This is a genomic window from Pseudomonas sp. SCA2728.1_7 (assembly GCF_018138145.1).
In the GTDB taxonomy this organism is placed as follows: domain Bacteria; phylum Pseudomonadota; class Gammaproteobacteria; order Pseudomonadales; family Pseudomonadaceae; genus Aquipseudomonas; species Aquipseudomonas koreensis_A.
On the sequence record NZ_CP073104.1, the window covers coordinates 328,269 to 354,323 of the forward strand.

Consider the following 26,055-nt stretch of genomic DNA (forward strand, 5'->3'; position numbering starts at 1 on the left):
AGGAATTATTCGCATTAGTGTGTCAGATCATTCCGGGTGAAGAAAGCCGTACGGCTCAGTTAGTTAACGAATTTTTCACAATTGACTGGGCGCTCTGCGTCGCGGGTTGGCGCAGGGTTCTGGTTTTTTGGGGGATGAGAGAGGGGCGAATCGAGGCATGGCGGGCCGATCACAGAAGCGTGTGATCGGCTCGCTGATGAGGGTAATTAGGGCGTGTTATTTCAGATCTTCGGCCTGGTGCCGCTCGGGCACTTGAGTTGCCTCGTCGCCCCACGTACGGTTGACGCGCTGCCCACGGATGACCGCCGGCCGCTTGGAAATGTCCTCTGCCCAGCGCTGCACATGCGTGTATTCATGAGCCGCAAGAAACTCGGCCGCCGAATAAACATTGTTGCGCACCAGTTGCCCGTACCACGGCCAGACCGCGATGTCGGCGATGGTGTAGCTGTCGCCGGCTAGATAGGCGCTTTCGGCCAAACGCCGATCCAGCACGTCCAGTTGCCGCTTGGCTTCCATGGTGAAGCGGTTGATCGGGTATTCCATTTTCTCCGGCGCATAGGCGTAGAAATGTCCGAAACCGCCGCCCAGGTACGGCGCCGAGCCCATCTGCCAGAACAGCCAGTTCAACGTTTCGGTGCGGCCGGCCGGGTCTTTCGGCAGGAAGGCGCCGAACTTCTCGGCCAGATACAGCAGGATCGAGCCGGATTCGAACACGCGGATCGGCGGCTCGACGCTGCGATCCAGCAGCGCGGGGATTTTCGAGTTCGGGTTGATCTCGACAAACCCGCTGGAGAACTGATCGCCCTCGCCAATGCGGATCAGCCATGCATCGTACTCGGCAGCGCTGTGCCCCAGCGCCAGCAGCTCTTCCAGCAGAATCGTCACTTTGACGCCGTTGGGCGTGGCCAGCGAGTACAGCTGCAATGGATGCTTGCCGACTGGCAGGGTCTTGTCATGGGTGGGGCCGGCAATCGGCCGATTGATACTGGCGAACTGGCCACCGGACGGGGCTTCGTTTTTCCAGACCTGGGGTGGAACGTACGGCGCTTTGCTCATCTAAGGGGCCTCATCTTGGCAAGTGGAAAAAATACCTCGCTGATCATAGACAGGACATCACAGAACCCGCTTTGTATTCCACAGCCCGATGAGTCGAAGGTGTTTTTTGCAATCCCTCCGTTGACGTTCAATGCCGTTCATCGCGTACGCCACCGGCCCAGGCTGTGCGCAGCTGCCTTGATAGACGAACGCGTACAAACGCAACGGCAGCGAGGCGCTGTTGGGCGTTCAGTACCGGTCGGCACACGATCAGCCTCAGCGCTGCGGCCATTGATCCTTGATTTCAAACCAAGGCGCCTTCGACGTGACCTCCACATGCTGCTGTTTTTCGGTGGTGAACGACGTGTCGAGCGTGCCCAGTGCGACCGAGATCCAGCCGTTGAATTCCCCTTGATTGCTTGCCCAGAACAGCGACGAGCCGCAGTGCGTGCAGAACTGGCGTTGTACCGATTCAGACGACTGATACGACTTGACCTGGTCGGCGCCCTCCAGCAATTCCAGGTTCTGGCGCAGCACGCTGCCGTAGCTGGCAAATGCCGCGCCGTGGCTTTTGCGGCATTGGCTGCAGTGGCAGTGCGAAAGCGCTTTGGGCCGTGAGCGGATCTGGTATTTCACGGCGCCGCACAGGCAACTGCCCCGGAAGGTCTGAGGGGAGGGCGTGAGCATTGTTATTGCGGATCCTTGTAGGTGATGGTTTGTTTCAAGGGGGCAGGTGACTGCGCCAGAAACCCGCTGATCAGGGAGATCACCTGCTGCTGAATCACTGCACGTGGACGACCGCCCTCGCCATCGGTGCAGATAATGCTGTCGCCCGGTACATCCTCGTCGAGCATGGCCACGGCGCCAGGTTTGCAGATCGCCATGAACGTGAAGTGACTGGCATCGCTGATTTCGACGTAACGCGACGAGGTTTTCGGCAGGCGTTTGGCGAGGTCGACCGATTCCAGTTGCGCGGGCAGTTCTTTCGACGGTACACCGGCAGCGATCACCAGAATCGGCACGGGGTAGGCCGCCAAGCTTGCATCGGTCATTCCGCGCGACAGCCCCAAGTCCAGTGACACCACGGCAGTAACGCGCTTGTCACGCCAGTCGGCGGCCAATTGAGCTTTCGCTTGCGCGGTGCTTGCAGTGTTCATTTGTTGGTAGGCGGTGCAACTGGCCAGTTGCGTGTGGACCTTGCAGTCTTTGGCAAAACGTTCGGGGTCGAAGCGCGCGCCGCCGGCTTCGAGCACGGTCCAGCCGCCGAGTGAATGGCCGACAATGGCAATTCGATCCTTGGTCACCGCGCCGAATTTTTCCGGTTGCGCCGTCACAGCATCAATGGCCCGGCTGAGGTCGACCGGGCGTTGCCACAGTTGTGCCGCCGCTTGTGGGCTGCGATCGCGGCTGGTGGTGCCGGGATGGTTGACTGCAGCAACGATGTAACCCTGATGCGCCAGCGCACTGGCCAGCCAGGTCTGGTTGATCCAGCTTCCGCCATAGCCGTGGGAAAGCACCACCAACGGATGCGCGCCGCTGGCGGCCGGGGCGTCGAGCACGGCAGGGGCGCCGACGAAGACCTGGTTGTCGCCGAACAATTGTGGCGTCGCGTCGGTGGTCGCGCTCGGGTACCAGACGACCATTTCCAGCGGGCGCTCGTTGCGCGGATCGGCCAGCGTGGCGTACTGGAAACCGACGGGTTGGGTGTCAGCGAATACGTGGCTGCTCAAGCAGATCAGTAGTAGAGCGCCGAGAGACTTTTTCATTGTTGTTATCTTCCGTGATGGGCCGTTTGGGCGAGATGGACTTTGCCCGAATTCTCGCGCTTCAGCGAGCCCTGCGTCTTAAACATTTTCCAGCGGCCATCGCGTGGCCAGATGCGCGCTCAGGTAATCGAGAAAGGCTTTGACCTTCGGCGTCATCGCCGCCCGTTCCTGTACGCAGGCGTAGATGTCCATCGGCTCGACAACGCTGTGTTCAAACAGCGGCACCAACTGCCCGCTCGCCAGATAAGGTGCCGCAACAAACTCCGCCAGTCGCGTGACCCCGGCACCGTGGACCGCCATTTGCGCCAGGGCATCGATGTCATCACTGATGGCGGTGGCATTGATAGGGGCGTCGAAACGCTCGCCGTCGCGAGTAAACGTCCAGCGCAGAAAACGTCCGTCCAGGGGATAACGAAAAGCCAGGCAGGCATGGTTTTGCAAATCATCCGGCGATTGCGGCCACCCGGCGCGCTGAAGATAAACCGGCGCGGCGCACATGATGAAGGGCAGCGAAACGATCTTGCGCGCGACGATGCCGTCCTCCAGTTGCGGCGTGATCCGCAGGCTCAGATCGATGCCGTCCTGAATGTGATTGATCTTGCCATTGCTGGTCGACAGTTCGATCAGCAGGCGCGGGTGCAGCGCGGCGAAACCGGCGATCAGCGCGGCCAGCACATGGCGGCCGAACGCGGAGGTCGAGGCGATGCTCAGTCGGCCCTGCAACTCACTGTCATCGCTGCTGATCGAGCTTTGCGCGGCTTCCAGATCTGCCGCAATTCGGCGGACTTTTTCGTAATAAACCGCGCCGTTTTCGGTGAGCGCCATGCTGCGCGTGGTGCGTTGCAACAACCGCACGCCGAGGTGCGCTTCCAGCCGATTGATCGTCTGGCTCACCGCCGCCGCACTGACGCCCAGAATCTTCGCGGCGCCGACAATCGAGCCCGATTCCACCACTTTGATAAAACTGGCAATCGCCGCTAACAGATTCATCCATGTCCCGCTGAGGGTTGATTCGTAAGTTCTGCTTTATAAAGTACCTGCGGTTGATCGTCTAGTTACGCAAGGGCGGCCTTGCTAACGTGCGGTCTCCCTGTCACTGGATGGAAAAGCCATATGAATCAAAGAATCAACGCCGAAGCCTTGATCATCAGCCGCCGCAAGCTGTCGCCGCGTGCCACGCCGTATGTGTTTGCATTGTATATGGCGACGATCATGGCGTTTCTGATGTCGCTGGTGATCACCGCCGCCAATTCCGGCATTGATAACGACTACCTGAGTAATGCCTTGCATGCCTACAAGCTGGCGATGCCCGCGGCGTTCATGTGCATCCTGGTCGTGCGGCCGATCGTGATCAAACTGGTGGCGTGGACGGTGCATCCGCATTGTTGAAAGGCCCCGTCTCGGCAGTGACTGTTCTGACAACTTCGCGAGCAGGCTCGCTCCCACATTTAGACCGCGATCCCCTGTGGGAGCGAGCCTGCTCGCGAATGGCCTCAGCGCCGACTGACAGGTCTTGTGGGGGACTCAAAAAAACAAACTAGGATTGGCCTGAGGAAATCCATCGAAACTTCGCCAACAACCCAACTGTCCAGACCCTTACACGTCCCGGCGGATGTTCTGTCGGGACAGCTCCATGCAGCGGAGAAAGACGAGGATCGAGATGACGATGACAGTGGGAGACTTTCTGGTTGAGCGGCTCAGCGAATGGGGCGTTACGCGGATTTTTGGTTACCCGGGTGACGGCATCAACGGCGTGTTCGGCGCGCTCAGTCGGGCCAAGGGAAAAATCGAATTCATCCAGGCACGGCATGAAGAAATGGCCGCGTTCATGGCCTCGGCGCATGCCAAGTTCACGGGGGAATTGGGGGTGTGTATCGCCACCTCCGGGCCCGGCGCCTCGCACCTGATCACCGGCCTTTACGATGCACGCCTGGATCACATGCCGGTGTTGGCCATCGTCGGTCAGCAAGCACGCACCGCGCTCGGCAGTCACTATCAACAAGAGCTTGATCTGGTGTCGATGTTCAAAGACGTCGCCGGGGCATTTGTGCAGCAGGCGTCGGCGCCTTCGCAGGTGCGGCACCTGCTCGATCGAGCCGTGCGCACGGCAGTGGGTGAGCGTCGGGTGACCGCGCTGATCCTGCCCAACGATTTGCAGGACCTGAAATACGAAGCGCCGGCTCGCGAACATGGCACCGCGCATTCCGGGGTCGGTTACACGAAACCCAAAGTGTTGCCTTATGACGTGGATCTGCAGCGAGCCGCCGAGGTTTTGAACGCGGGCGAAAAGGTCGCGATTCTGGTTGGCGCCGGGGCATTGCAGGCGACGGATCAAGTCATCGCTGTGGCGGAAAAACTCGGCGCCGGCGTCGCCAAGGCGCTGTTGGGCAAAGCCGTGCTGCCTGATGATCTGCCTTGGGTTACCGGCAGCATCGGCCTGCTCGGCACCGAACCGAGCTACAAGCTGATGAACGAATGCGACACCTTGCTGATGATCGGTTCGGGCTTTCCCTACGCGGAGTTTCTGCCCAAGGAAGGTCAGGCGCGCGGCGTGCAGATCGATTTGCAACCCGACATGCTCAGCCTGCGCTATCCGATGGAGGTCAATCTGGTCGGTGATTCGGCAGAAACCCTCGCCGCGTTGTTGCCACTGCTCGAACAGAAAGCCTCCGGCAAGTGGCGCAAGAAAGTCGAAGGCTGGCGCGGCAGTTGGGAGAAAACCCTGGAAAAACGCGCGATGGCCAAAGCCGACCCGGTCAACCCGCAAAGGGTGGTGTATGAGTTGTCGCCGCGCTTGCCCGATGAGGCAATCATCACCAGCGACTCCGGCTCCTGCGCCAACTGGTTTGCCCGCGATCTGAAAATCCGCCGTGGCATGCAGTGCTCGCTGTCCGGTGGCCTCGCGTCCATGGGCGCCGCTGTGCCTTATGCGATTGCCGCCAAGTTCGCCTACCCGGAACGTGCAGTGATCGCGCTGGTGGGCGACGGTGCGATGCAGATGAACAACATGGCCGAACTGATTACCGTCGCCAAGTACTGGCGGCAATGGGCGAGCCCGAAATGGATCTGTGCGGTGTTCAACAACGAGGACCTTAATCAGGTCACTTGGGAACAGCGGGTGATGGAGGGCGATCCGAAGTTCGAAGCTTCGCAAAGTATCCCGGACGTGCCTTATCACTTGTTCGCCATTTCCATTGGCCTGAAAGGCATTTTTGTCGATCGCGAAGAAGACGTCGCTGCTGCCTGGGAAAAGGCACTGGCCTCGGAAGTACCGGTGGTGATCGAGTTCAAGACCGACCCGAACGTGCCGCCATTGCCGCCGCACATCAAGCTTGAGCAGGCGAAGAAGTTCGCCACGACGTTGCTCAAGGGCGATCCGGATGAGGCCGGGGTGATCCTGCAAACCGCCAAACAGGTGCTCGGCGCGGTGTTGCCCGGCAAAAAATGATCGGTTAATCGACAGACCACTGTAGGAGCTGCCGAAGGCTGCGATCTTTTGATTTTGCTTTTCAAGATCAAGATCAAAAGATCGCAGCCTGCGGCAGCTCCTACCGGTCAGGAGGTATGTTTTTGATTTTCATTGGCTGTGCAGGCTGGAGTCTGGGGCGTGAGCATTGGCCGGCATTTCCGGTGGAAGGCTCGCACTTGCAGCGCTACGCCGGGCGCCTCAACGCCGTGGAAATCAACAGTTCGTTCTACCGCCCGCATCGTCAGCAAACCTATGAGCGCTGGGCCGATGGCGTACCGGAGGACTTTCGCTTTTCGGTGAAAATGCCCAAACACATCACCCATGAATTGCGTCTGGCGAACTGCGAGTCAGCGCTGGACACATTTCTGGCTGAGTGCGGTGGGTTGGGCGATCGGCTGGGCTGCCTATTGGTGCAATTGCCGCCATCACTGGCGTTTGACGAAAACATCGCCGAAGCCTTTTTCACAACATTGCGCGAGCGGTTCTCCGGCCCCGTAGTGCTTGAGCCACGGCATGAGTCGTGGGTCAGCGCCGAGCGAATGTTGAAGGCTTGTCAGATCGCCCAAGCGGCCGTCGATCCCTCGCGCATCAGCAGTGATGCCGCGCCCAGTGGCTGGGCGGGAACCCGCTATTGGCGCCTGCACGGCTCACCGCGCATTTATCACAGCGCCTACGATTCCACTTATCTGCAAAACCTCGCCCACGCCCTGCAATCATCGACCGCAGCAGGTGCCGCGACCTGGTGCATTTTCGACAACACCGCCAGCGGCGCCGCACTCGGCAACGCCTTGACGCTGGCGTCGCTGACCTGCGGTTGAATCAGACTGCCAGGTGCTCATACAGAATCGTTGCACCAACAATCATCAGCACCACGCCACCGACGATTTCCGCACGCTTGCCGACCACCGCGCCGAGCACTCGGCCGAGCATCACGCCAAGGGTCACCATGGTCATGGTCGCCAGACCGATCGCTGCCGCCGCGACCCAGATATTCACGTCGACAAACGCCAGACCGACACCGACCGCGAGCGCATCGATGCTGGTGGCAAACGCGGTGACCGCAAGAATCAGGAAAGAGTGCGACCCCGGTTTTTCTGCTTCCTCTTCTTCGTGTTTCAGGCCGTTGTAGATCATGTGCAGGCCGAGAATCACCAGCAGGGTGAAGGCGATCCAGTGGTCCCATTCGGCCACCCAACGGGTCGCCGCCTGGCCGATCAGCCAGCCGATGATGGGCGTGATGGCTTCGATCACACCGAAGATCAGGCCGGTGCGCAGGGCTTCAGTGAAACGCGGTTTGTGCAGGCTGGAGCCTTTGCCGATGGCGGCGGCGAACGCATCCGTGGACATGGCCAGAGCGAGGAATATGAGGGAAACAGGATTCACGGGGCACACTTCCAGTCGGGCTATGAGTCAACGACACAACCACACGCCCGACTTTAGGCATGGATGTGTCGTCGGTCTCACCAACCAAAAGGTGTTCGCACCACGGCGTGTTGCCGAGAATGTTGATACGAACGCTTCCGAAAAGGCTCGGAAACAGGCTACTCCCCAACGAGGGGGCGGATGTTATGCGGGCAAACATGAAAATTTCGTCAAAGCCGCCGCATCGGACATCAGGCGCAACACGTCACGCCGGCTTTTCGTTGATCCGCAACTCCGCGCACAAACCGCCACGCGGCAGGTTGTAAAGCTGCAAGGTGCTGCCGATCTTGCTGACGATCATTTGCACAATGGCCAGCCCCAGTCCGGCGCCATTGGCATGACCGTGGCTGTAGAAACGCTCGAACAGTCGTGCGTAGTCCTCTTCTTTGATGCCGGGCCCAGCATCTTCGACGCTGATGTACACCGCGCCGGATGCTTGCGGTTGGACCTGTACGCGCACTTCACTGCCGGGCGGGGCGAAGTTCAAGGCGTTGGTGACCAGATTCTGCAGGGCGATGGCGAGTGCAACCGGGTCGGTGTCGACCGGGCAGTGGTGGTCGCTGTCGAGGATCAGTTCGACATCTTTCTCCCACGCCAGCGGCGCCAGTTCGGCAAGTTCTTCGCGCACCAGCGCGGTGAGTTCCACCGGCGTTTTTTCCGGACTGGCCAGGCGCGGTTCGATGCGCGCCATGGTCAGCAACTGGCTGGCGATACGGGTGGCACGGTCCACCGCGCTGACCAGAAACTCCAGCGCTTCCTCACGCTGTTGCGCGGTACTGGCAAGCTGCGCGTTTTGCGCATGGATGCGCAGAATGGCCAGCGGCGTGCGCAACTCATGGGCGGCGTCGGCGATGAAACGGCGCTCGCGGGCGAGCAGATTGTCGATCTGCTGCAACAGGCGATTGAGCGCGGTTTGCATCGGTTCGAGGTCGTGGGGCAGGGGTCGCAGGTTCAGCGGCTTGAGGGTGTCGGTGTTGCGCCCGCGAATGGTCTGCGCCATGGCTCGCAACGGTTGCAGGCCCCAGCCAATCGCCAGCCAGATCAGCACCGTCAGCACTGGCACGCCGATCACACTCGGCCATAACGTGTGGCCAACGATTCGCTCGATCAGATCCTGCCGAATGTCATCGCGTTCACCGACCCAGATCAACAGCCCTTGCTGCGAATCCTTGAGCAGAAACGCGCACCAGTCGCGGCCGTTTTCCATCAGGTCATGGGAACCGAGGGTAGTCGGCGGCGCGTTGAGCTCCGGCGCTTCGGCCGAGCGCATCAGCAATTGCCCATCGCTGCGCCAGACCTGAAACGTCAAACGGGTTTCGTAGGGGTGCGCCGCCTCGCCATCACCGACCCGGCTCATCGCTTCATCGAAGGCCTGATGCAGCCGCTGCCAGTTGTTGTCGCCCGGAGCGCGTTGCGCCAGCACGCCTTGCAGCAGGCGTGCGCTCTGCGCCAGTTGAGCGTCGTAGACCTCTTCGATTTCGTGATGGCTGTCGCGCAGCACCAGCCAACTGATCAGCAGATCACCCAGCAATACCAGGATCAATACCGGCACCAGAATTCGCGCACGTATCGAGATCATGGTTTGACCGCCATCACGTAACCCACCCCGCGCACAGTGCGGATCAACTCGCTCGCAAGCTTTTTGCGCAGGTTGTGAATCAGCACTTCGAGGGTGTTGCTCTCGACCCGTTCCTGCCAGCCGTACAGTGCGCCGGACAGGCGCTCGCGGGTGACGACTTTGCCGGGCCGGGCCATCAGTTGATGCAGCAGCTGATATTCCATCGGCGTCATCACCACCTCATTGCCAAGCCAGGTTACTTGCTGGCTGAGCGGATCGAGGCACACGCCGGCATGTTCCAGCACCGGTTGCGCGCGGCCCTGACTGCGCCGCAGCAACGCGCGGATGCGCGCCTTCAATTCATCGACATCGAACGGTTTGATCAGGTAGTCGTCGGCGCCGGCATCGAGGCCGGCGATGCGCTCGGCGGTGCCATCGCGGGCGGTTAGGATCAGCACCGGCAGGTCCTGTTGTTCGCTGCGCAGTTGTTGCAGCAAGGCCAGACCGTCGAGCCGTGGCAGGCCGAGGTCAAGCAGCAGCAGATCGAAGCTTTCACTGCGCAGGGCATGCAAGGCACTGACCCCGTCCTGCAACCAGTCGAGGGTATAGCCCTCGTTGCTCAGGGCAACGCGAATGCCTTGTCCGAGGGCACGATCATCTTCGACCAGAAGCAGGCGCATGGTGATTCTCTGTTGGCGGAACGGGTTGGGATGGACGGCATCATGCCGCCGCGCCGAGCGTCTTGGCAGGCCATCCGACGGGAAAGATGTAACGGTTCGTTGCCAACTAAGCTTTCACTAAGGTTGCTTTTGCACAGTGAGGTCTTTCTCATCCAGCGAGAGTGATTCCATGCGCAAACTGCTGCTGTTGTCTTTGATCGTCGCCAGCCCGTTGGCCGTCGCCGGCCCGCAATGCACCACTGCCGAGCGCTCGCAATGGCAAGACCAGAAGGCCTTTCAGGAACAACTGAAAGCCCAGGGTTACGAGATCAGCAAGTTCAAGGTCACCGACGGCAACTGCTACGAGATCTACGGGTTCGACAAGGACAAGCGCAAGGTCGAGATCTACCACGACCCGGTCAGCGGTAAAGCGGTCAAGACCGAGATCAAGGGCTGATGCCGAGCGCGTCCCTGCGCCTGTGGGATCCCGTGGTGCGGCTGTTTCATCTGTCGATTGCGGGCGTCTTCGTCGCCAATTATTTCTTCAATGAAGCGGGTGACGACTGGCATGTCTGGCTCGGCTATTACGCCATGGGTTGGTTGCTGGTACGCACGGTGTGGGGATTTATCGGGCCGCGCAGTGCCCGTTGGGCGGACTTCTGGCCGACCCCGACGCGCCTGCTGGCCCATGCGCGCTCACTGCTCGCCGGGCGGCCCGAGCATCGCCTCGGCCACTCGCCGATCGGTGCGCTGGTGATGATCCTGATGTTGCTGGCGTTGTTCACCGTGGGTCTCAGTGGCTGGGCGATGGAAGAAATCGACGCCTTGTGGGGTGCCGATTGGCCGTTGTCGGTCCACGAAACGGCGGCCGACAGTCTGCTTGTGCTGGTGTGCATTCACATCGCTGCTGCCGTGTTTGAAAGTTTTCAGGTTCGCGACAACTTGCCGTTGTCGATGCTCACCGGGCGCCGTCGCCGATTGCCAAATGATTCGACGCGCTGACAAGGACGTCTGCCCATTGTTAACCCTCCTGTCCTTGCCGCGAGCCCCTTATGCGTGCGTTGTCCTTTCGCTTGACGTTCATTCTCGGCAGCCTCGCGGTGTGCCTGATCTTTCTGGCCGCGTGGCGCAGTCATCCACCCCATGTGCTGGCGCCATTTGCATTGTCGACAGCGCCGGTCGATGGCGCACTGCGAGCGTCGGAGCCGATGTACAGCAGTCGTTTCGTTTCCTCGCAACTGGATGATTTTGTGCATTCCTCTTCGGTCACCGCGCTGCCTGGCGGGGACTTGATGGCCGTGTGGTTTGCCGGCTCGCGCGAAGGCGCTGCCGACGTGCAGATCCGCACGGCGCGCTTTGATGCAAAAAGTGCGGAGTGGGGCGCCGAACAGGTGCTGGCCACCCGCGAGCAAACCCGCGACGGCACCCAGCGCTATATCCGCAAGCTCGGTAACCCGGTGATCGCGCTCGCGCCGGACGGGCGCTTGTGGATGTTCTACGTCTCGGTGTCCGTAGGCGGTTGGGCCACCAGTGCGATCAACGTGATGGTCTCTGCCGACATGGGCCGTGAATGGTCGACGCCGCGTCAGTTGATCACCTCGCCGTTTTTCAACATCAGCACACTGGTACGCGCGGCGCCGGTGTTCCATGCCGATGGCTCGATCGGCTTGCCGGTGTATCACGAGTTCATGGGCAAGTTCGCCGAGTACCTGTACCTGAGCGCCGACGGTGCAGTCATCGACAAATTCCGCATCAGCCGCGGCAAGCACTCGTTGCAGCCGACCATCGTGCCGCTGGATGGCCGCCGCGCCGTGGCGATGCTGCGTTATGCCGGTGACACCCATCATCGCGTGTTGGCCAGCCGCACCGACGATGCCGGCCAGACCTGGAGCGAACCGTATCCGCTGGAGCCGGCCAACCCCAACTCGTCGCTGGCAGCGGTAGGCACGGCTGACGACGGTTTGCTGGTCGCGCTCAACGATCTGCGCGACGGGCGTTTCAAATTGAGCCTGTACGGCACCGATGCCAATCTCAACGACTGGCGCAGTGTGATCGAACTCGATCAGTCACCGGATCCGCTCGGTCAGCCGTTCTCGCCCGAGGCGTACAAGGCCATTATCGGCGAGGGTTTCCGATCCTCCAGCGGTGCCCGCCGCCTGCCGTTGGAACAGCGCTTTCTGAGCAATCTCGACTACCGCGTGTGCAAACCGCGCGGCTGTGATTTCGAGTACGAATATCCGTATTTCAGCCGGGGTTCGGATGGTCTCTATCACTTGGTGTATTCGTGGAATAACACCTTCATCAAACATGTCAGCTTCAATGATGCCTGGCTGGCGGAGCGTCTGTGATGTTTCTTTGGCAAGCCCATTTGAGTTTTGTCCTGCTCGGTTTTGTTCTGCTGAGTGCCTTTCACTTCACCCGGCCATGGCGCCCGTGGCTGTTGCCGCTGTTGGCGCTGGCCGGTTTTATCCCGGTCAACGATCTGCCGCTGGCAGCCTATGTGCGCAGCTTTACCGACGATCTGGCGATCACCACGCTGGTGTTGCTGGGCTGGGTCTGTCTGCTGCGCCTGGGCGTGGTCCAGCCGTCGCCAACGGTCAAGCGCGTTCAGGTGCTAGTGCTGTTTACCGTGTTGGCGCTGATTCTGTATCCGGCAACGATGGGCCTGACTTACGTCGATCCGTACCGCTGGGGCTTTAATCCACGGCCGATGATTGTGCTGATCGGGCTGAGCACATTGGCCCTGTTGTGGCTGCGCAACGGCTTGGGCGTAGCGATGTTGGCGCTCGGCACGCTGGCCTTCGCGCTACGCCTCAAAGCCTCGGAAAACTATTGGGATTACCTGATCGATCCGCTGCTGGTGGGTTACTGCCTGGTGGCCGGTGCCGCGCTGTGCGTGCGCGAAGTCTGGCGCCTGTTGCGGCCGGTCCCGGCCGTGCCGACGTCTTCAATCTGATCACCACACAGAGGTTTACGATGGGTTGGTTGCAATCGCGGCGCCTGCGCTACGGCGTCGGCGCGGCAGGTTTGGCGTTTTTACTGTTGGCCCTGCTGCGGCTGGTGTTCGTGCTGGGTTTTTCCGGTCTCGACATCAGCGCATTTGCCAACGACCCGCAACTGCGCGAAACCCTCGGCATTGGTCTGCGTTTCGACCTGCGTCTGGCAGTGTTGCTGATGTTGCCGCTGGCCGTTCTGGCATGGTTGCCACGCTGGAACCTGACGCGCCTGCCGTTGCTGCGCCAAGTCGCGCGGGGTTACTGGTTGCTGGTGCTGGGCGTGGTCGGCCTGGTCTACATCATCGACTTCGGCCATTACGCCTACCTCGGCGTGCGCATCAACGCCACGGTGCTGCGTTATCTGGAGGATGCGCAGATCTCGCAGCAAATGGTCCGGGAAAGCTATCCAGTGCTATGGATTGCCCTCGGCTGGCTGGCGGTGCTGGGCGTGTGGTTCTACGGATTCGTGCGTCTGGAGCGCGCAACACTGACGCGGGAACCTCGCGCCATCCGCCGTACCTCGCTGGTCGTGGGCAGCGCTTTCGGCCTGGTCGCCGTGCTGCTGGCGTTGCTCGCTCGTGTCGAAAATCTCAACCTGGAAAACCCGGTGCCGCTGCGCTGGAGCGATGCGTTTTTCTCCGGCAATGCGCAAATCGCCGCCGTAGGCCTCAACCCGGTGCTGTTCTTCTACGACACGCTCAAGGCCGGGCAGGCACAGTTCGATGAAGCCCAGGTGCGCCAGCATTACCCGCTGATTGCGCGTTATCTGGGCGTGGAACAAGCGGACGCGCAAACCCTGACATTCGAGCGACAGCAAGCGGTGCAACCGTACCGGGTCGCCGGTGCACCGAACGTGATGTTCGTCATGCTCGAATCGTTGGGCACCAGTGCGGTGGGCGCTTATGGTAACCCGCTGAACCCGACGCCGAACCTTGATCAACTGGCCACCGAGAGCTGGTTCTTCCGACACTTCTACGTGCCGGTCACCGGTACCGCTAAAACCGTCTGGGCGAGCATCACCGGGGTCCCGGACGTGACCCGTCAGGAGACCGCCACCCGCCATCCGCTGATCACCCGCCAGCACACGCTGATCAACGCGTTCACCGACTATCAAAAGCTCTACATGATCGGCGGCAATGCCGGCTGGGCGAATATCAATGCGCTGATCCAGCAAAGCATCGAGGGCGTAAAGCTGTATCAGGAGAGCGACTGGCGTTCGCCGCTGGTGGATGTCTGGGGCATTTCTGACCTGGATCTGTTCAAGGAAAGCGACCGCATCCTGCGCGATCTGCCCAAGGACCGACCGTTCTTTGCTTATGTGCAAACCTCGGGCAACCACCGGCCGTTCACCATTCCCAAGGACAATGACGGCTTCCAGGTCAGTCATCTGTCGCTGGAACAAGTGCAAGCCGCCGGCTCGCGCAGCGTCGAGCAATACAACGCTGTGCGCCTGCTGGATTTCAACATCGGCAAGCTGATGGAACTGGCCAAGGCCGGCGGCTACTACGACAACACGATTTTCGTGTTCTTCGGCGACCACAACACCCGCATCAGCCAGATCCCGCACATGCCGCCGGCCTTCGAACAATTGGGGCTGGAAAGCAACCATGTGCCGATGCTGATCCATGCGCCGGGCATGCTCAAAGCCAAGGTGATCGATGAGGCGGTGGGGTTGGTGGATTTGCTGCCGACGGTGGCAGGCATGGCTGGCATCCCGTTCAGCAACGGCGCGATGGGCCGCGATATTCAGCAGCCCGCGCCGGAAGGCGAACGCGTGGTGCCGCTGGTATTGCGCGAAGGCACGTTCCCGTTGATTGGCGGCGTGACCCAGCATCATCTGCTGCAAATGCAACACGACGGCAGCGCGCCGACCCTGCATGACCTGCGCTCGGCGACACCGCGAGACAACGTCGCCGAGCAACACCCGCAGGAGTTTCAGCGGCTGGTGGAGCTGACGCGGGGGCTGCATGAAAGTGCGCGGCTGATGCTGTATCGCAATGTGCGCTGAGGAGCCCTCACCCTAACCCTCTCCCAGAGGGAGAGGGGACTGACCGCGTTGCTCGCGCAAGTTACGCCGACTTGAAAGACCGAGCTGAACGCAAGATTTGAAAAGCGCACAAATCGGCGCCCTTTCCCCTCTCCCAGAGGGAGAGGGGACTGACCGCGTTGCTCGCGCAAGTTACGCCGACTTGAAATACCGAGTTGAACGCAAGATTTGAAAAGCGCACAAATCGGCTCCCTTTTTCCCTCTCTCGGGGGGAGAGGTGACTGACCGAAGTGGTGCGCCGACTTGAAATACCGAGTTGAACGCAAGATCTGAAAAGCATACAAATCGGCTCCCTTTCCCCCTCGCCCCCTTGGGGGAGAGGGCTGGGGTGAGGGGGTAGATCCAGCAGACTGTCGCGATCGCCTGCAAAAACACTAATTACCATCGGCCACTTTGCGTTCGATTTCATCGATCTTGCGCTGCAGCGTCTCGGCGTCCTGCTCCTTCACTCGGGTGGACGAAGGCGTGATGACCTCATCCACAGCTTCGCTGTCATCGTCCCGGTCTGCAAGATCGCGCTCGACCACATTCACCGGTTTGCCGGACGTGTCGGTTGGCGGGGCGTTCGGGGTTTTATCGTTGCTGTTCATGTGGGTGACCTCCAGTGGTGTAAACATTGGAGGCAGGCAGTGCGGCAGGCGTTCGATATTTTTGCCGGGTTGTGCCGAATGGCGCCCTCCCGCGGTGGAGAGGGCGCGCTGACGGTTTTCAGTCTTTGAGAATGTCGCGATCCTTGGTTTCCGGCAGGAAGAACGTGCCGAGTACCGCCGTCATCACCGCGATCACGATCGGATACCACAGCCCGTAGTAGATATCCCCGGTCGCGGCGACCATGGCGAACGCCACCGTCGGCAGGAAGCCGCCGAACCAGCCGTTGCCGATGTGATAGGGCAGTGACATCGAGGTGTAGCGGATGCGGGTCGGGAACAGCTCGACCAGCCACGCCGCGATCGGGCCATAAACCATGGTCACGTAGATCACCAGCACGGTGAGCAGGAGCAGCACCATCGGGTAGTTGGTTTTCGCCGGGTCGGCTTTTTCCGGATAACCGGCCTCCTTGAGCGCGGTGCCGAGGGTCGCGGTGAACGCATCGTTGCGGGTCTTGAAGTCGGCTGCCGGCAGCGCGCTGCCTTCGAAACTCTCGACGACTTTGTCGCCAATGCGCACTTGCGCGACGGTGCCCGGTTCGGCGATCACGTTCTCATACGGGATCGCCCGTTTTGCCAGCAGGGTCTTCGCCAGGTCGCAGGAACTGGTGAATTTGGCTTTTCCCACCGGGTCGAACTGGAACGAACAGTGGTCCGGGTTGGCGATCACTTTGACCGGGTTTTTCTCCTGAGCGATGAACACGTCGGGATTACCGTACTGGGTCAGCGCGTGGAAGATCGGGAAGTAGGTCAGCGCCGCCAGAATACAGCCGACCATGATGATCGGCTTGCGCCCGATGCGGTCGGAGAGGCTGCCGAAAATGACGAAGAACGGCGTGCCGATCAGCAGTGAACCGGCAATCAGCAGGTTGGCGGTCTGCGGGTCGATCTTCAATGTCTGCAGCAGGAAGAACAACGCGTAGAACTGCCCGGTGTACCAGACCACCGCTTGCCCGGCCGTGCCGCCAAGCAGCGACATGATCACCACTTTGAGGTTGTCCCAGCGTGCAAAGGATTCGGTCAGCGGTGCTTTCGATGCCTTGCCTTCGGCCTTCATCTTCTGGAATACCGGTGATTCGCTCAGTTGCAGGCGGATGTATACCGAGACGATCAGCAGCAGGATCGACAGCAGAAACGGAATCCGCCAGCCCCACGCTTCGAACGCTTCAGTGCCCAGCGCAGTGCGGCAGGCGAGGATCACCAGCAATGAAAGGAACAGACCAAGCGTCGCAGTGGTTTGAATCCACGAGGTGAAGAAACCACGCCTGTTGCGTGGCGCATGCTCAGCCACATACGTCGCTGCGCCGCCATACTCGCCGCCGAGCGCCAGGCCTTGCAGCAAGCGCAGGGTGATCAGGATGACCGGCGCGGCGACGCCGATGGTCGCGTAACCGGGCAACAAGCCGACAATCGCCGTCGATACACCCATGATCACGATGGTGATCAGGAATGTGTGCTTGCGCCCGATCATGTCGCCGAGCCGGCCAAACACAATGGCACCGAACGGCCGCACGGCAAACCCGGCGGCGAAGGCGAGCAGGGCGAAGATAAACGCGGTGGTTTCGTTGACACCGGCGAAGAAGTGCTTGGCGATGATCGCCGCCAGTGAACCGTAGAGGTAAAAGTCGTACCACTCGAAAACCGTGCCCAGGGACGAAGCGAAGATGACCTTGCGCTCTTCCTTGGTGATGCCGCCGCTGCGCGGTGGACTGCCGGTGGACGTTGTGTAGGTTGTGGCCATGGGTGTTCTCCGTCGTGCTTATTGTTGTAGGCCGGAGTCCCCCGTTATTGCTCGTCTCACTCTGGCCTTGTGGCATATGCCGGAAGCGCTGTCGCGTGAAGCTTGCACAGTGTCGCCATCGTGCATTTGTGCAAGCTTTCCTGAAGCATAATCAGCTTCTGCCAGATATCCAGCCGCCGGCCTGCCTACTACGCCTTGACCCAGCGCTGACGACTCCACGCACTCAGCCAGTCGACCACAAACACCAGCACCAGCATTGCCAGAATCACCGTACTCGCTTGCGCTTCCTGAAACAGGCTGAGGCTCACATAGAGCATCTGCCCAAGCCCGCCGGCACCGACAAAACCCAGCACGCTGGCCATGCGGATGTTGTTTTCCCAGCGGTACAGAATGTAGGCGAGCAGTTGCGGCGCAAGGTTCGGCAGCGTGCCGTAACAGAAGGCAAGGAGCGGATTGCCGCCCTGCAAACGAATGGCTTCGGCCGGTTGCGGCGGCGTATTTTCCAGAGCTTCGGCGAACAAGCGGCCAAGCACGCCGGTGGTGTGCAGGGCGAGGGCGAGGGTGCCGGCGTTCGGGCCGAGACCGGCGGCAAGCACCATCAGCGCCGCCCAGACCAGTTCCGGAATCGCCCGCAAGGCATTGAGCAGCAGGCGCGAGGCACTTTGCAGCGGCCAGCCGAAACGCCCGGCGGCGGGCAACGCAAGGACGATGCCGAACACCGCCGCGAGTAGCGTGCCGAGGGCCGACATGGCCAAGGTTTCCAGCGAGCCGTGGAAGATTGCCTTGAGGTAATCGGCGCTCAGGTCCGGGCTGAGAAAGCGCTGCACGTAAGCACCCATCTGCCTGAGGCTGGTGGCGCTGCCGAGTTCGCCAAGATCCAGCCCCAGATAAACGAAGGAAGCGATCACCGCCAGCGCAATGCCGGCGATCAGCAGCAGGTTGATCAAGCGATTCATGTCAGCCTCCAGCGCAACAAGCGGCTGAGTTGGTCGGCGGCCAAGACGAGAATCAGGAAGCACAGCAGAATACTGGCGACTTCACCGCCGGCGAACATGCGGATCGACAGATCGATCTGCTGACCCAGGCCCCCGGCGCCGACAAACCCCATCACCACTGATGCGCGGATCGCGCATTCCCAGCGATAGACCGTATACGACAGCAGTTCCGACGCGACATTGGGCAACGTGCCGTAGGCAAACGCCGCCAGCCGGCCGCTGCCAGCCTGTAACAACGCGTGCGCCGGGCGCTGGTCGGTGGATTCGAAAATCTCCGCGTAGACCTTGCCGAGCATGCCGCTGTAGGTGATGGCGATCGCCAGTACACCCGCCGCCGGGCCAAGTCCAACAGCGCGGACAAACAACAGCGCCCAGACGATTTCCGGCACGCTGCGCAAAAAAATCAGCAAACCACGTACCGGCCAGCGCAGTAGACGTCCCAGTCGGCTGGGCACGCCACCGTGCGAGGCGGCGGACAGCGACAGCGCGCGACTGGCAAGCAGGCCGGCCGGTATCGCCAACAACAGCGCCAAGGCCATGCCGGCGGTGGCGATGGCCAGGGTTTGCAGGGTGGCTTTGAGCAGTAGCTGGAGAAACGCTTCGTCGTGCGCCGGAGGCCAGAATTGCGCGACAAAACGGCCCATTTCATTCTGGCTGTCGGGCAGCAATACAACCAGATTCAGCTCGCTGAGCTGGACGCCCGGCCACAGCAAGGCAATCGCCAACAGCGTCAGCAGCAGTCGTGGCCACGCCGCCGGGTCCCGTGAATCAGCTTTCAGCATCGGGGAATCTGCACAGTCAGAGGCGCCACTGCAGCGGTCGGCGATTGCAGTTTTTCGTTGGCGTACAGCGCGTCGAGCATCTCGTGGCTGACTTGCCCGGAGGCGCAGTCGAACAGAACCTGCCCGTCGCGCAGGCCGATGATCCGTGGGAAGTGCGACAGCGCCAGATCCACCGCATGCAGGCTCGCTACCAGCGTGACGTTGTGTTCACGGGCATGCCGCGAGAGGATCGACAAGGTGTGCCCGGCCATGACCGGGTCCATCGCCGACACCGGCTCGTCGGCCAAGAGAATTTCCGGCGCCTGATACAACACGCGGGCGATGCCGACACGTTGCAACTGGCCGCCGGACAATTGCTGGCAATGGGCGAACAGTTTTTCGCCCAGATCCAGTCGCGCCAGCGCCGCGCGCGCGCCGGCCACATCCAGTGGATGCAGCAGGTTCAAAAGACTTTTACCCAGACTCCATTGGCCGAGTTTGCCGGCCAGCACTGCCGTGACCACGCGCTGACGCGGTGGTAGCGGCGGCGCCTGATGCACCAGACCGATTCGCGCACGCAGGCGTTGGCGCTGGCGGGCGGACAAGTGCCAGGCGCGTTCGCCGAGCACTTCGATCTCGCCGCTGCTGGGCCGCAGTGCCGTGGCCAACAAGTTGAGCAAACTCGATTTACCGGCACCGGACGGGCCAATGATGGCGACCTGTTCGCCGACGCCAATCTGCAAGTCGACACCGCGCAGGGCGTCGACTCCAGTGACGTGGCGCAGGCCGCCCTGTTTGAGGCTCAGGATCATTTCAGCAGTTCGGCGGCGCGGGCGGCTTCCTCGATGCCCTTGTAGTTCTCGGGCTTGGTGTCGATGAAACGGCTGGCCGCTTGCAGATCAAGAATCTTTTTCTGCTCCGGGTTGGCCGGGTCCAGATCAAGGAAGGCTTTTTTGATCTTCGCCGCCAGTGTCGGGTCGAGGGTGCCGCGCACGGTCCAGTTGTAATCGAAGTAGGTCGGCGTGGTGGCGAAGACTTTGACCTTGGTGGTGTCGACCTTGCCGGCATCCACCAGTTTCTGCCAGACACTGGCGTTCAGCACGCCGGCGTCGACCTTGCCGGCCTGCACCCAGGCCACGGTGGCGTCGTGGGCGCCGGAGTAGGCGACACGGCTGAAATACGCCTCAGGCTTGATGTTGTCGTTTTTCAGCATGAAGTAACGCGGCATCAGGCTGCCGGAGGTGGACGACACCGAACCGAAGGCGAAGGTCTTGCCTTTCAGGTCGGCGAGGCTGTGCACATTCGGGTCGGCGGTGATGAATTTGCTGGTGAATTGCGCATCCTGTTCACGCTGCACCAGCGGGATCACCGGTGTGGTCGCGTCGGTCTTCAAGCGCGCCTGCACAAAGGTGAAGCCGCCGAGCCAGGCCATGTCGAGGCGATCGGTCGCCAGGGCTTCAACCACTGCCGGGTAATCGGCCACCGGCACGAACTGCACTTTCATGCCCAGTTGCTGTTCCAGATAGGCACCCAACGGTTCGAACTTGCGCAGCAATTCGGTCGGCGCTTCATCGGGAATCGCGCTGACCCGCAAAACGTCGGCGGCTTGCGTCATCAGGGCAGAAAAGGACAGGGCCAGGCCGGCGGTCAGTGCCAGGGTTCGCTTGAACATGGAAATCTCCGTTTCAGGGGTGTCAAAAGGTGTGAAGAGCTGAAATAGGGCGCTACGTGAGGGTAGACGAATCGGCGAGGTTATACGTACTCACACGCGCAAAGGCCAGCGCCATGGGGATAGCGCAGTCAAAATCGCTCGTCGAGAATTGCTGGGAGGGTGAGTTCCTTGACATAGCTGCCCGCAGACAGACTCAAGATCATACGCACCACCTGGACGACGTCGTGAACAGGAATCAGCTGACCCTCGCCACGCTGCGCCGCCAGATCTAGCGGGGTGCTCAGTGGATCCTCTGTATTCAGATACCCAAGGTTCAGGCAGGTCACCGACAGACGCTGGTGTCGGTAGCCTTCGCGCAATGAATCGGCAATCCCGCGCAGAGCGAATTTCGAGGCACCGAAAGCGACTTCCGGGCGCCCGCTTTGTGGCAGGCCCGAGGTTGACCCGGTAAGGATGATTCTGGGTTGGGCGCTTTTCAGCAGCAGAGGGAGCAGACGTTTGATCAGCAGGATTGTTGAGGTGATGTTGCAACTGACGATGGCTTGCACTTCCTCGTCCGGGGAATCGAGAAGCGCATAGGCTGGATCGAAGGCCAAGGTTTCCCAGATGCCGAGGTTGTAGATCAGTGTATCCAGTCCGTCATCGATGACCGCCTGCTCGATGGCGTGCGCCGCTTTTGCCGGAAACATCAGGTCGGCTTCTACCCAGCGTACGTTGCGCTCGGCATCGACGATCAAGTCCTCGGGGCGCGTGCGGGAAACGCCGATCAGCGTGTCTCCCGCGTTGCCCAAACCTTCGATCAAAGCCTTGCCCAAGCCCTTGCTGGCACCGACCACCAAAATGTTCATCGATCGTCTCCCTGATCTGAATGCTGATGTGGGACAGCATGCAAACAGACGACCTCTGAAATGGCAAACGAATGGGTGTGTCCGGATATTTACGGTAGTTTGGCAATCACCTTGATCTCGAAATCAAAGCCATACAGCCACGTCACACCAACCGCCGTCACGGTCGGATGCGGCGCCTCGCCCCAGAACTCGGTCAGCACCACATCCCAGATCGTCTCGAATTTCGACTGGGGATCAACGATGAATACGGTGACATCAACCACGTTATCGAAGCTGGCACCGGCCTCCTCAAGGATTGCATTGAGGTTAGTGAAAGCCTGACGCACCTGGTTTTTCAGATCCGGCTCTGGCGTGCCGTTCTCGGTGCTGCCGACCTGTCCCGAGACAAACAGAAAACCGTTGGAGCGAATGGCTGGCGAGTAGCGATGGCGTTCGTAAAGCGTGCGGCGTGCGGGTGGGAAAACAACATCGCGCTGAGTCATGGGGGTGTCTCCTTCATTTGAGTTGATGGAGCCACTGTAGGTATTTGCAGGCGGGCGATAAACGCGCAAGCTTGGCGCTCACTGTTTGTGAAATCCAAACAATCGAGGGCTCACCTTGGACCGTTTTGACGCAATGCAGGCCTTCGCCCGGGTGGTCGAGGCGGGGAGTTTCACCAAAGCGGCGGAAACCTTGCACATGAGCAAGACCACCGTGACCCAACTGGTTCAGCAGTTGGAGGCACGGCTGCGAGTCAAACTGCTCAACCGCACCACGCGCAAGGTCAACGTCACCACCGACGGCGCCGTTTACTACGAGCGAGTGATCAAGTTGCTGGCGGATATGGATGACGCCGAAACCAGCCTGCCCGGCGCGGCCGCGTTGCCCAAGGGTCGACTGCGCGTGGACGTGCCGAGCCCGCTGGCGCGGTTGATTCTGGTGCCGGCCCTGCCTGAGTTTCACGCGCGTTATCCGGATATCCAGATCGACATGGGCGTCAGCGACCGCATCGTCGACATCATTGATGAGAATGTCGACTGCGTGGTGCGCGGTGGCGAGCTTATGGACTTGTCGCTGATGGCGCGCAAGGTCGCCGATCTGGAATTGGGTGTATTTGCCGCACCGCAATATCTGGCGCGCGCGGGCACACCTGCGCATCCACGGGAACTGGAAGACAGCCATCATCGGGTGGTCGGTTTCCTCTGGGCACGCACCGGCAAACCGGTGCCGTATGCCTTGCACAACGCCAGCGAAAACCTGCAAATCAAAGGGCGCCATGTGCTCGCCGTCGATGATGGTAATGCCTACCTCGCGGCAGGTCTGGCGGGCTTGGGCGTGCTGTGGCTGCCCAAATACATGTCTGCCGCCCACGAGGCGCGCGGCGAACTGGTGCCGCTGTTCGAGGACTGGAAACTCGAGTCGATGCCGCTCTACATCGCGTATCCACCGAACCGCCATGTCAGCCTGAAACTGCGAGTGTTCATCGACTGGATTGTCGAGGTGATGGCGCAGCATGCACCGGTCATTGATCGCCCAGGTTATTCATCAGCCATTCGCTGAAACTGCGCGCCATCGGGTCGTTTTCGCTGTCGCGATGAGTCAGCAACGCCCAGTTGGGCCCGCGAATGGTGTCCTCCACCAGCGGTTGCAACAAACCGTCAGCCCGCGCCTGACGGCTGAGCAGTTGACTGACCAGGGCAATGCCAAGCCCTGAACAAGTGGCGTCGAGCAGCAGCCCAGGATCGGAGAAATTCAATCCCTGATCCTGCTGACCGACGTCGATCCCGGCTTCAACCGCCCAATGACTCCAGTCCATTTCCCGCTCGCCATGCAATGTGGTTCGGTGTGCCGCCGGCAACGCTAAAACCCTCGGGTGACAGGCTGGATAGAGTCGATCAGCATGCAGCACTTTAAAGCTGCATTCCGCCTGTGAACTGATGTCGTCGCGCACCGCCAGATCAATCGTCTGCGTGGCCATGTCTGGCACTTCATCGGTGCTGTAAATCCACAGATCGACCTCGGGATGCTGTGTGCGAAAGCCCGCCAAGCGTGGCAACAACCAATGCCGGGCAAACGCTGGCGTGGTGTTGAGCACCAGTTGATTGGGTTTCTGATACTGGCCCAGACGCCGAATCCCCACCGCCAATTGCTGCAGCATCGCTTGCGTGGTGCTGAGCAAATCGTGGCCGGCATCGGTCAATGTCACGCTGCGACCGCTGCGGAAAAACAGCGGCTGTTCCAGATACGCCTCAAGGCTGCGGATCTGCTGACTGATCGCCGACTGCGTGAGGTTCAACTCCTCGGCTGCCTTGTGAAAACTGCCGAGCCGGGCGGCGGCTTCGAAGCCTCGCAGAGAACTGAGTGGCGGCCAGTGCTTAAGCATATCGATAAGTTCCTCTAATCAGTTGTCCGCAAAATCCATCGTTTGTTTGCCTGTTTGCGCGTCCGTAGCATGGTCGGTGTGAACACATTGGCTTAACTAACGAGGCTTATCATGCAGCACAACGACAATAAAAACAGCGCCTGGATGATGCCGGCAGAGTGGGTGACCCACGCCGCGACGTGGATGGTCTGGCCGCACAACCAGACGTTGTGGGAATCCGGTTGGCGCGTGACCCTGGCGCAGGTACAAGAAGATTTCGCGCGTGTTGCCAACGCCATCGCCCATTTCGAACCAGTGAAACTGGTGGTCGATCCGTCGGCGGTCGCCAGCGCCAAAGCACTGTGCGGGCCGAACATCGAGCTGATCCCGCTGGCGGTCAATGACAGTTGGTGCCGTGATTCCGGCCCGACCTTTGTCTGTCATCCGCAACAAGGGCTGGCCGGTGTGAGCTGGCGCTTCAACGCCTGGGGCGGCAAGTCGGCGCATGATCTGGACGAAGGCCTGGCGCGTCGTGCGCTCAATCACCTCGGCCTGGAATGCTTCGGCACGCCGCTGAGCAACGAGGGCGGGGCGATTCACGTTGACGGCGAAGGGACGCTGATCACCACCGAATCGGTGCTGCTCAACCCCAATCGCAACCCCGGCATCGGCAAAGCCGAGATGGAAGAAATCTTCAGCCGCTTGCTCGGCGTGAAGAAAACCATCTGGTTGCCGGGCGATCCGGATTACGTCACTGGCGACATGACTGACGGCCACGTCGATGGCGTCTGCGCCTTCGCCCGCCCGGGTGTGCTGCTGGTTGACGCCACCCACGACAAGTCGTCGGTCTACGCCGAAGTAGCCCGAGAAAACCGCCGTGCGCTGGAACTGGCCACCGATGCCAACGGGCGTAAATTCGAGCTGATCGAACTGTTCGAAGCCACCGATGCGGTCGACACCGAAGCCGAAGTGTTCTGCGCCTCGTACACCAATTTCTACATCGCCAACGGCGCGATCATCATGCCGGCGTATGGCATCGAGGCTGACAACGTCGCCGCCAAAGTGCTGGAGCAAGCCTTCCCCGGCCGCGAAGTGGTGCCGGTGCGGATCAATCATTTGGCCCATGGCGGTGGCGGGGTGCATTGCATCACGCAACAGCAGCCGGCCTGGCCGCTGAGAGGTTGAACGCATGAGCATTCTGACCATCGCGACCACCCAGATGCCGTGTACCTGGGATTTACCCGGCAACCTTGATCGCGCCGAGCAACTCGTCCGTTACGCAGCGCAGCAGGGCGCGCAAGTGATCCTGTTGCAGGAGCTCTTCGCCACTCCATACTTCTGCATCGAACAAAGCCATAAACACATGGCGTTGGCCGAGGAATATCGCGACAGCCGTGTGCTCGCGCGCTTCGCCGCACTGGCCCGCGAGTTGGGCGTGGTATTGCCGCTGAGCTGGTTCGAAAAGGCCGGCAACGCCTACTTCAATTCGCTGAGTGTGGCCGATGCTGACGGGCGCCTGTTGGGTGTGTATCGCAAGACCCATATTCCCAACGCCATCGGCTATCAAGAGAAGGAATATTTCAGCCCCGGCGACACCGGTTTCAAAGTCTGGGACACCGCATTCGGCCGCCTGGGCGTCGGCATCTGTTGGGATCAGTGGTTCCCGGAAACTGCCCGTTGCCTGGCGCTGATGGGCGCTGAAGTGCTGCTGTACCCGACGGCGATCGGCTCCGAGCCGGGCTGCGCGGCGCTGGATTCCCGCGATCACTGGCAGATGACCATGCGCGGCCATGCCGCTGCCAATCTGCTGCCGGTGGTGGCGTCGAATCGGGTCGGTCGAGAAACCGCGACCACCGATTCGAACCTGCAAATGAGCTTCTACGGTTCGTCGTTCATCAGCGACCACAAAGGCCAATTGCTCGCCAGCGCTGACCGCGACAGCAGCGGTGTGCTGGTGCAGCGCCTCGATCTGGCGGCCATGCGCGAAGAGCGTTTGAGCTGGGGCATCTATCGCGATCGTCGGCCGGACATGTACGGGCCGTTGCTCAGTCAGGACGGTCGCCACCTTCATGCACGCTGGAACACCCAAGGGGTTTGA

Annotated in this window: 27 protein-coding genes; 11 read left to right on the forward strand and 16 right to left on the reverse strand. The window is 60.8% G+C overall.

Translation table 11 applies throughout. The features are described 5' to 3' along the window. Window positions 1–216 precede the first annotated feature (216 nt). From yghU to KBP52_RS01360, 4 genes are all read right to left on the reverse strand, one after another. Window positions 217–1,056: a glutathione-dependent disulfide-bond oxidoreductase gene (gene yghU, locus KBP52_RS01345; RefSeq protein WP_212621823.1), complete on the reverse strand. Its 840-nt coding sequence runs from the start codon at window positions 1,054–1,056 to the stop codon at window positions 217–219. A gap of 255 nt (window positions 1,057–1,311) precedes the next feature. Further along, window positions 1,312–1,722 (reverse strand): GFA family protein, encoded by a 411-nt coding sequence (locus tag KBP52_RS01350; protein WP_212621824.1) that lies wholly within the window; start codon window positions 1,720–1,722, stop codon window positions 1,312–1,314. A 2-nt stretch (window positions 1,723–1,724) separates the two neighbouring features. Continuing rightward, the gene (locus tag KBP52_RS01355; protein WP_212621825.1) at window positions 1,725–2,801 is read right to left on the reverse strand and encodes an alpha/beta fold hydrolase; all 1,077 of its coding nucleotides are present in this window, start codon (window positions 2,799–2,801) and stop codon (window positions 1,725–1,727) included. A gap of 78 nt (window positions 2,802–2,879) precedes the next feature. Further along, a complete protein-coding gene (locus tag KBP52_RS01360; RefSeq protein WP_212621826.1) occupies window positions 2,880–3,791 on the reverse strand; it encodes a LysR family transcriptional regulator in 912 nt (303 codons plus the stop codon). A 123-nt stretch (window positions 3,792–3,914) separates the two neighbouring features. Between KBP52_RS01360 and KBP52_RS01365 the strand changes: the two genes are divergently transcribed. The 3 genes from KBP52_RS01365 to KBP52_RS01375 all read left to right on the forward strand — a co-directional run bounded on the left by KBP52_RS01365 (window position 3,915) and on the right by KBP52_RS01375 (window position 7,088). Beyond that, window positions 3,915–4,190, forward strand: a complete 276-nt coding sequence (locus KBP52_RS01365) for a DUF2798 domain-containing protein (protein WP_123595951.1) — start codon at window positions 3,915–3,917, stop codon at window positions 4,188–4,190. Window positions 4,191–4,461: 271 nt separating this feature from the next. Then, window positions 4,462–6,249, forward strand: coding sequence for a thiamine pyrophosphate-requiring protein (locus KBP52_RS01370; protein ID WP_212621827.1), 1,788 nt, complete (start codon window positions 4,462–4,464; stop codon window positions 6,247–6,249). Window positions 6,250–6,365: 116 nt separating this feature from the next. Beyond that, a complete protein-coding gene (locus KBP52_RS01375; RefSeq protein ID WP_212621828.1) occupies window positions 6,366–7,088 on the forward strand; it encodes a DUF72 domain-containing protein in 723 nt (240 codons plus the stop codon). 1 nt (window position 7,089) lies between these two features. Here KBP52_RS01375 and mntP read toward each other — a convergent pair whose 3' ends face one another. The 3 genes from mntP to KBP52_RS01390 form a co-directional block, all read right to left on the reverse strand. Next, the gene (gene mntP / locus KBP52_RS01380) at window positions 7,090–7,653 is read right to left on the reverse strand and encodes a manganese efflux pump MntP (protein WP_212621829.1); all 564 of its coding nucleotides are present in this window, start codon (window positions 7,651–7,653) and stop codon (window positions 7,090–7,092) included. A gap of 244 nt (window positions 7,654–7,897) precedes the next feature. Next, window positions 7,898–9,271, reverse strand: a complete 1,374-nt coding sequence (locus KBP52_RS01385; RefSeq protein ID WP_212621830.1) for an ATP-binding protein — start codon at window positions 9,269–9,271, stop codon at window positions 7,898–7,900. Next, the gene (locus tag KBP52_RS01390; protein WP_016984482.1) at window positions 9,268–9,930 is read right to left on the reverse strand and encodes a response regulator; all 663 of its coding nucleotides are present in this window, start codon (window positions 9,928–9,930) and stop codon (window positions 9,268–9,270) included. The genes KBP52_RS01385 and KBP52_RS01390 overlap by 4 nt, the downstream gene beginning before the upstream one ends. Before the next feature lie 169 nt (window positions 9,931–10,099). Between KBP52_RS01390 and KBP52_RS01395 the strand changes: the two genes are divergently transcribed. The 5 genes from KBP52_RS01395 to KBP52_RS01415 are packed head-to-tail and all read left to right on the forward strand — an operon-like array spanning window position 10,100 to window position 14,913. Beyond that, a complete protein-coding gene (locus KBP52_RS01395; RefSeq protein ID WP_007960465.1) occupies window positions 10,100–10,366 on the forward strand; it encodes a PepSY domain-containing protein in 267 nt (88 codons plus the stop codon). Next, window positions 10,366–10,911 carry a cytochrome b/b6 domain-containing protein gene (locus tag KBP52_RS01400; protein WP_077572631.1) on the forward strand — a complete coding sequence of 182 codons (546 nt, stop codon included), beginning with the start codon at window positions 10,366–10,368 and terminating at the stop codon, window positions 10,909–10,911. Before KBP52_RS01395 ends, KBP52_RS01400 begins: the two co-directional genes overlap by 1 nt. Window positions 10,912–10,961: 50 nt before the next feature. Beyond that, window positions 10,962–12,257 (forward strand): sialidase family protein, encoded by a 1,296-nt coding sequence (locus KBP52_RS01405; protein WP_212621831.1) that lies wholly within the window; start codon window positions 10,962–10,964, stop codon window positions 12,255–12,257. After that, a complete protein-coding gene (locus KBP52_RS01410; protein WP_212621832.1) occupies window positions 12,254–12,865 on the forward strand; it encodes a hypothetical protein in 612 nt (203 codons plus the stop codon). Before KBP52_RS01405 ends, KBP52_RS01410 begins: the two co-directional genes overlap by 4 nt. Before the next feature lie 20 nt (window positions 12,866–12,885). Then, on the forward strand, window positions 12,886–14,913 hold the full coding sequence (locus KBP52_RS01415) for an LTA synthase family protein (protein ID WP_212621833.1): 2,028 nt from the start codon (window positions 12,886–12,888) through the stop codon (window positions 14,911–14,913). 413 nt (window positions 14,914–15,326) lie between these two features. Here the strand turns inward: KBP52_RS01415 and KBP52_RS01420 are convergent, their stop codons facing one another. The 8 genes from KBP52_RS01420 to KBP52_RS01455 form a co-directional block, all read right to left on the reverse strand. Beyond that, entirely contained in the window at window positions 15,327–15,542 is a 216-nt protein-coding gene (locus KBP52_RS01420) for a hypothetical protein (RefSeq protein ID WP_116032551.1), read from the reverse strand. Window positions 15,543–15,660: 118 nt separating this feature from the next. After that, entirely contained in the window at window positions 15,661–17,340 is a 1,680-nt protein-coding gene (locus KBP52_RS01425) for an MFS transporter (protein WP_077572636.1), read from the reverse strand. Window positions 17,341–17,528: 188 nt separating this feature from the next. Continuing rightward, entirely contained in the window at window positions 17,529–18,296 is a 768-nt protein-coding gene (gene phnE / locus KBP52_RS01430; protein ID WP_123593392.1) for a phosphonate ABC transporter, permease protein PhnE, read from the reverse strand. Continuing rightward, entirely contained in the window at window positions 18,293–19,117 is an 825-nt protein-coding gene (locus tag KBP52_RS01435; RefSeq protein WP_212621834.1) for an ABC transporter permease subunit, read from the reverse strand. The genes phnE and KBP52_RS01435 overlap by 4 nt, the downstream gene beginning before the upstream one ends. Next, the gene (locus KBP52_RS01440) at window positions 19,111–19,908 is read right to left on the reverse strand and encodes an ATP-binding cassette domain-containing protein (RefSeq protein WP_212621835.1); all 798 of its coding nucleotides are present in this window, start codon (window positions 19,906–19,908) and stop codon (window positions 19,111–19,113) included. Before KBP52_RS01440 ends, KBP52_RS01435 begins: the two co-directional genes overlap by 7 nt. Beyond that, entirely contained in the window at window positions 19,905–20,768 is an 864-nt protein-coding gene (locus tag KBP52_RS01445; protein WP_212621836.1) for a putative selenate ABC transporter substrate-binding protein, read from the reverse strand. The genes KBP52_RS01440 and KBP52_RS01445 overlap by 4 nt, the downstream gene beginning before the upstream one ends. A 128-nt stretch (window positions 20,769–20,896) precedes the next feature. After that, on the reverse strand, window positions 20,897–21,616 hold the full coding sequence (locus KBP52_RS01450; RefSeq protein WP_212621837.1) for an SDR family oxidoreductase: 720 nt from the start codon (window positions 21,614–21,616) through the stop codon (window positions 20,897–20,899). An 89-nt stretch (window positions 21,617–21,705) separates the two neighbouring features. After that, a complete protein-coding gene (locus KBP52_RS01455) occupies window positions 21,706–22,098 on the reverse strand; it encodes a RidA family protein (RefSeq protein WP_116032538.1) in 393 nt (130 codons plus the stop codon). 115 nt (window positions 22,099–22,213) lie between these two features. Here KBP52_RS01455 and KBP52_RS01460 point away from each other — a divergent pair, with 115 nt between their 5' ends. Next, a complete protein-coding gene (locus tag KBP52_RS01460) occupies window positions 22,214–23,155 on the forward strand; it encodes a LysR family transcriptional regulator (protein ID WP_212621838.1) in 942 nt (313 codons plus the stop codon). Here the strand turns inward: KBP52_RS01460 and KBP52_RS01465 are convergent. Then, window positions 23,118–23,978, reverse strand: a complete 861-nt coding sequence (locus tag KBP52_RS01465; RefSeq protein WP_212621839.1) for a LysR substrate-binding domain-containing protein — start codon at window positions 23,976–23,978, stop codon at window positions 23,118–23,120. The genes KBP52_RS01460 and KBP52_RS01465 overlap by 38 nt on opposite strands. Window positions 23,979–24,089: 111 nt before the next feature. On the opposite strand from KBP52_RS01465, the gene KBP52_RS01470 reads away from it, so the two are divergent. Next, on the forward strand, window positions 24,090–25,142 hold the full coding sequence (locus KBP52_RS01470) for an agmatine deiminase family protein (protein ID WP_212621840.1): 1,053 nt from the start codon (window positions 24,090–24,092) through the stop codon (window positions 25,140–25,142). A gap of 4 nt (window positions 25,143–25,146) precedes the next feature. Next, complete coding sequence (gene aguB, locus KBP52_RS01475; RefSeq protein ID WP_212621841.1) at window positions 25,147–26,055, forward strand: N-carbamoylputrescine amidase; 909 nt, start codon at window positions 25,147–25,149, stop codon at window positions 26,053–26,055.

Coding starts and splice junctions, on each gene's coding strand:
- yghU (WP_212621823.1), bottom strand. CDS start 1,056: ATGAGCAAAGCGCCGTACGTTCCACCCCAGGTCTGGAAAAACGAAGCC.
- KBP52_RS01350 (WP_212621824.1), bottom strand. CDS start 1,722: ATGCTCACGCCCTCCCCTCAGACCTTCCGGGGCAGTTGCCTGTGCGGC.
- KBP52_RS01355 (WP_212621825.1), bottom strand. CDS start 2,801: ATGAAAAAGTCTCTCGGCGCTCTACTACTGATCTGCTTGAGCAGCCAC.
- KBP52_RS01360 (WP_212621826.1), bottom strand. CDS start 3,791: ATGAATCTGTTAGCGGCGATTGCCAGTTTTATCAAAGTGGTGGAATCG.
- KBP52_RS01365 (WP_123595951.1), top strand. CDS start 3,915: ATGAATCAAAGAATCAACGCCGAAGCCTTGATCATCAGCCGCCGCAAG.
- KBP52_RS01370 (WP_212621827.1), top strand. CDS start 4,462: ATGACGATGACAGTGGGAGACTTTCTGGTTGAGCGGCTCAGCGAATGG.
- KBP52_RS01375 (WP_212621828.1), top strand. CDS start 6,366: ATGTTTTTGATTTTCATTGGCTGTGCAGGCTGGAGTCTGGGGCGTGAG.
- KBP52_RS01385 (WP_212621830.1), bottom strand. CDS start 9,271: ATGATCTCGATACGTGCGCGAATTCTGGTGCCGGTATTGATCCTGGTA.
- KBP52_RS01390 (WP_016984482.1), bottom strand. CDS start 9,930: ATGCGCCTGCTTCTGGTCGAAGATGATCGTGCCCTCGGACAAGGCATT.
- KBP52_RS01395 (WP_007960465.1), top strand. CDS start 10,100: ATGCGCAAACTGCTGCTGTTGTCTTTGATCGTCGCCAGCCCGTTGGCC.
- KBP52_RS01400 (WP_077572631.1), top strand. CDS start 10,366: ATGCCGAGCGCGTCCCTGCGCCTGTGGGATCCCGTGGTGCGGCTGTTT.
- KBP52_RS01405 (WP_212621831.1), top strand. CDS start 10,962: ATGCGTGCGTTGTCCTTTCGCTTGACGTTCATTCTCGGCAGCCTCGCG.
- KBP52_RS01415 (WP_212621833.1), top strand. CDS start 12,886: ATGGGTTGGTTGCAATCGCGGCGCCTGCGCTACGGCGTCGGCGCGGCA.
- KBP52_RS01420 (WP_116032551.1), bottom strand. CDS start 15,542: ATGAACAGCAACGATAAAACCCCGAACGCCCCGCCAACCGACACGTCC.
- KBP52_RS01425 (WP_077572636.1), bottom strand. CDS start 17,340: ATGGCCACAACCTACACAACGTCCACCGGCAGTCCACCGCGCAGCGGC.
- phnE (WP_123593392.1), bottom strand. CDS start 18,296: ATGAATCGCTTGATCAACCTGCTGCTGATCGCCGGCATTGCGCTGGCG.
- KBP52_RS01435 (WP_212621834.1), bottom strand. CDS start 19,117: ATGCTGAAAGCTGATTCACGGGACCCGGCGGCGTGGCCACGACTGCTG.
- KBP52_RS01440 (WP_212621835.1), bottom strand. CDS start 19,908: ATGATCCTGAGCCTCAAACAGGGCGGCCTGCGCCACGTCACTGGAGTC.
- KBP52_RS01445 (WP_212621836.1), bottom strand. CDS start 20,768: ATGTTCAAGCGAACCCTGGCACTGACCGCCGGCCTGGCCCTGTCCTTT.
- KBP52_RS01450 (WP_212621837.1), bottom strand. CDS start 21,616: ATGAACATTTTGGTGGTCGGTGCCAGCAAGGGCTTGGGCAAGGCTTTG.
- KBP52_RS01455 (WP_116032538.1), bottom strand. CDS start 22,098: ATGACTCAGCGCGATGTTGTTTTCCCACCCGCACGCCGCACGCTTTAC.
- KBP52_RS01465 (WP_212621839.1), bottom strand. CDS start 23,978: ATGCTTAAGCACTGGCCGCCACTCAGTTCTCTGCGAGGCTTCGAAGCC.
- KBP52_RS01470 (WP_212621840.1), top strand. CDS start 24,090: ATGCAGCACAACGACAATAAAAACAGCGCCTGGATGATGCCGGCAGAG.
- aguB (WP_212621841.1), top strand. CDS start 25,147: ATGAGCATTCTGACCATCGCGACCACCCAGATGCCGTGTACCTGGGAT.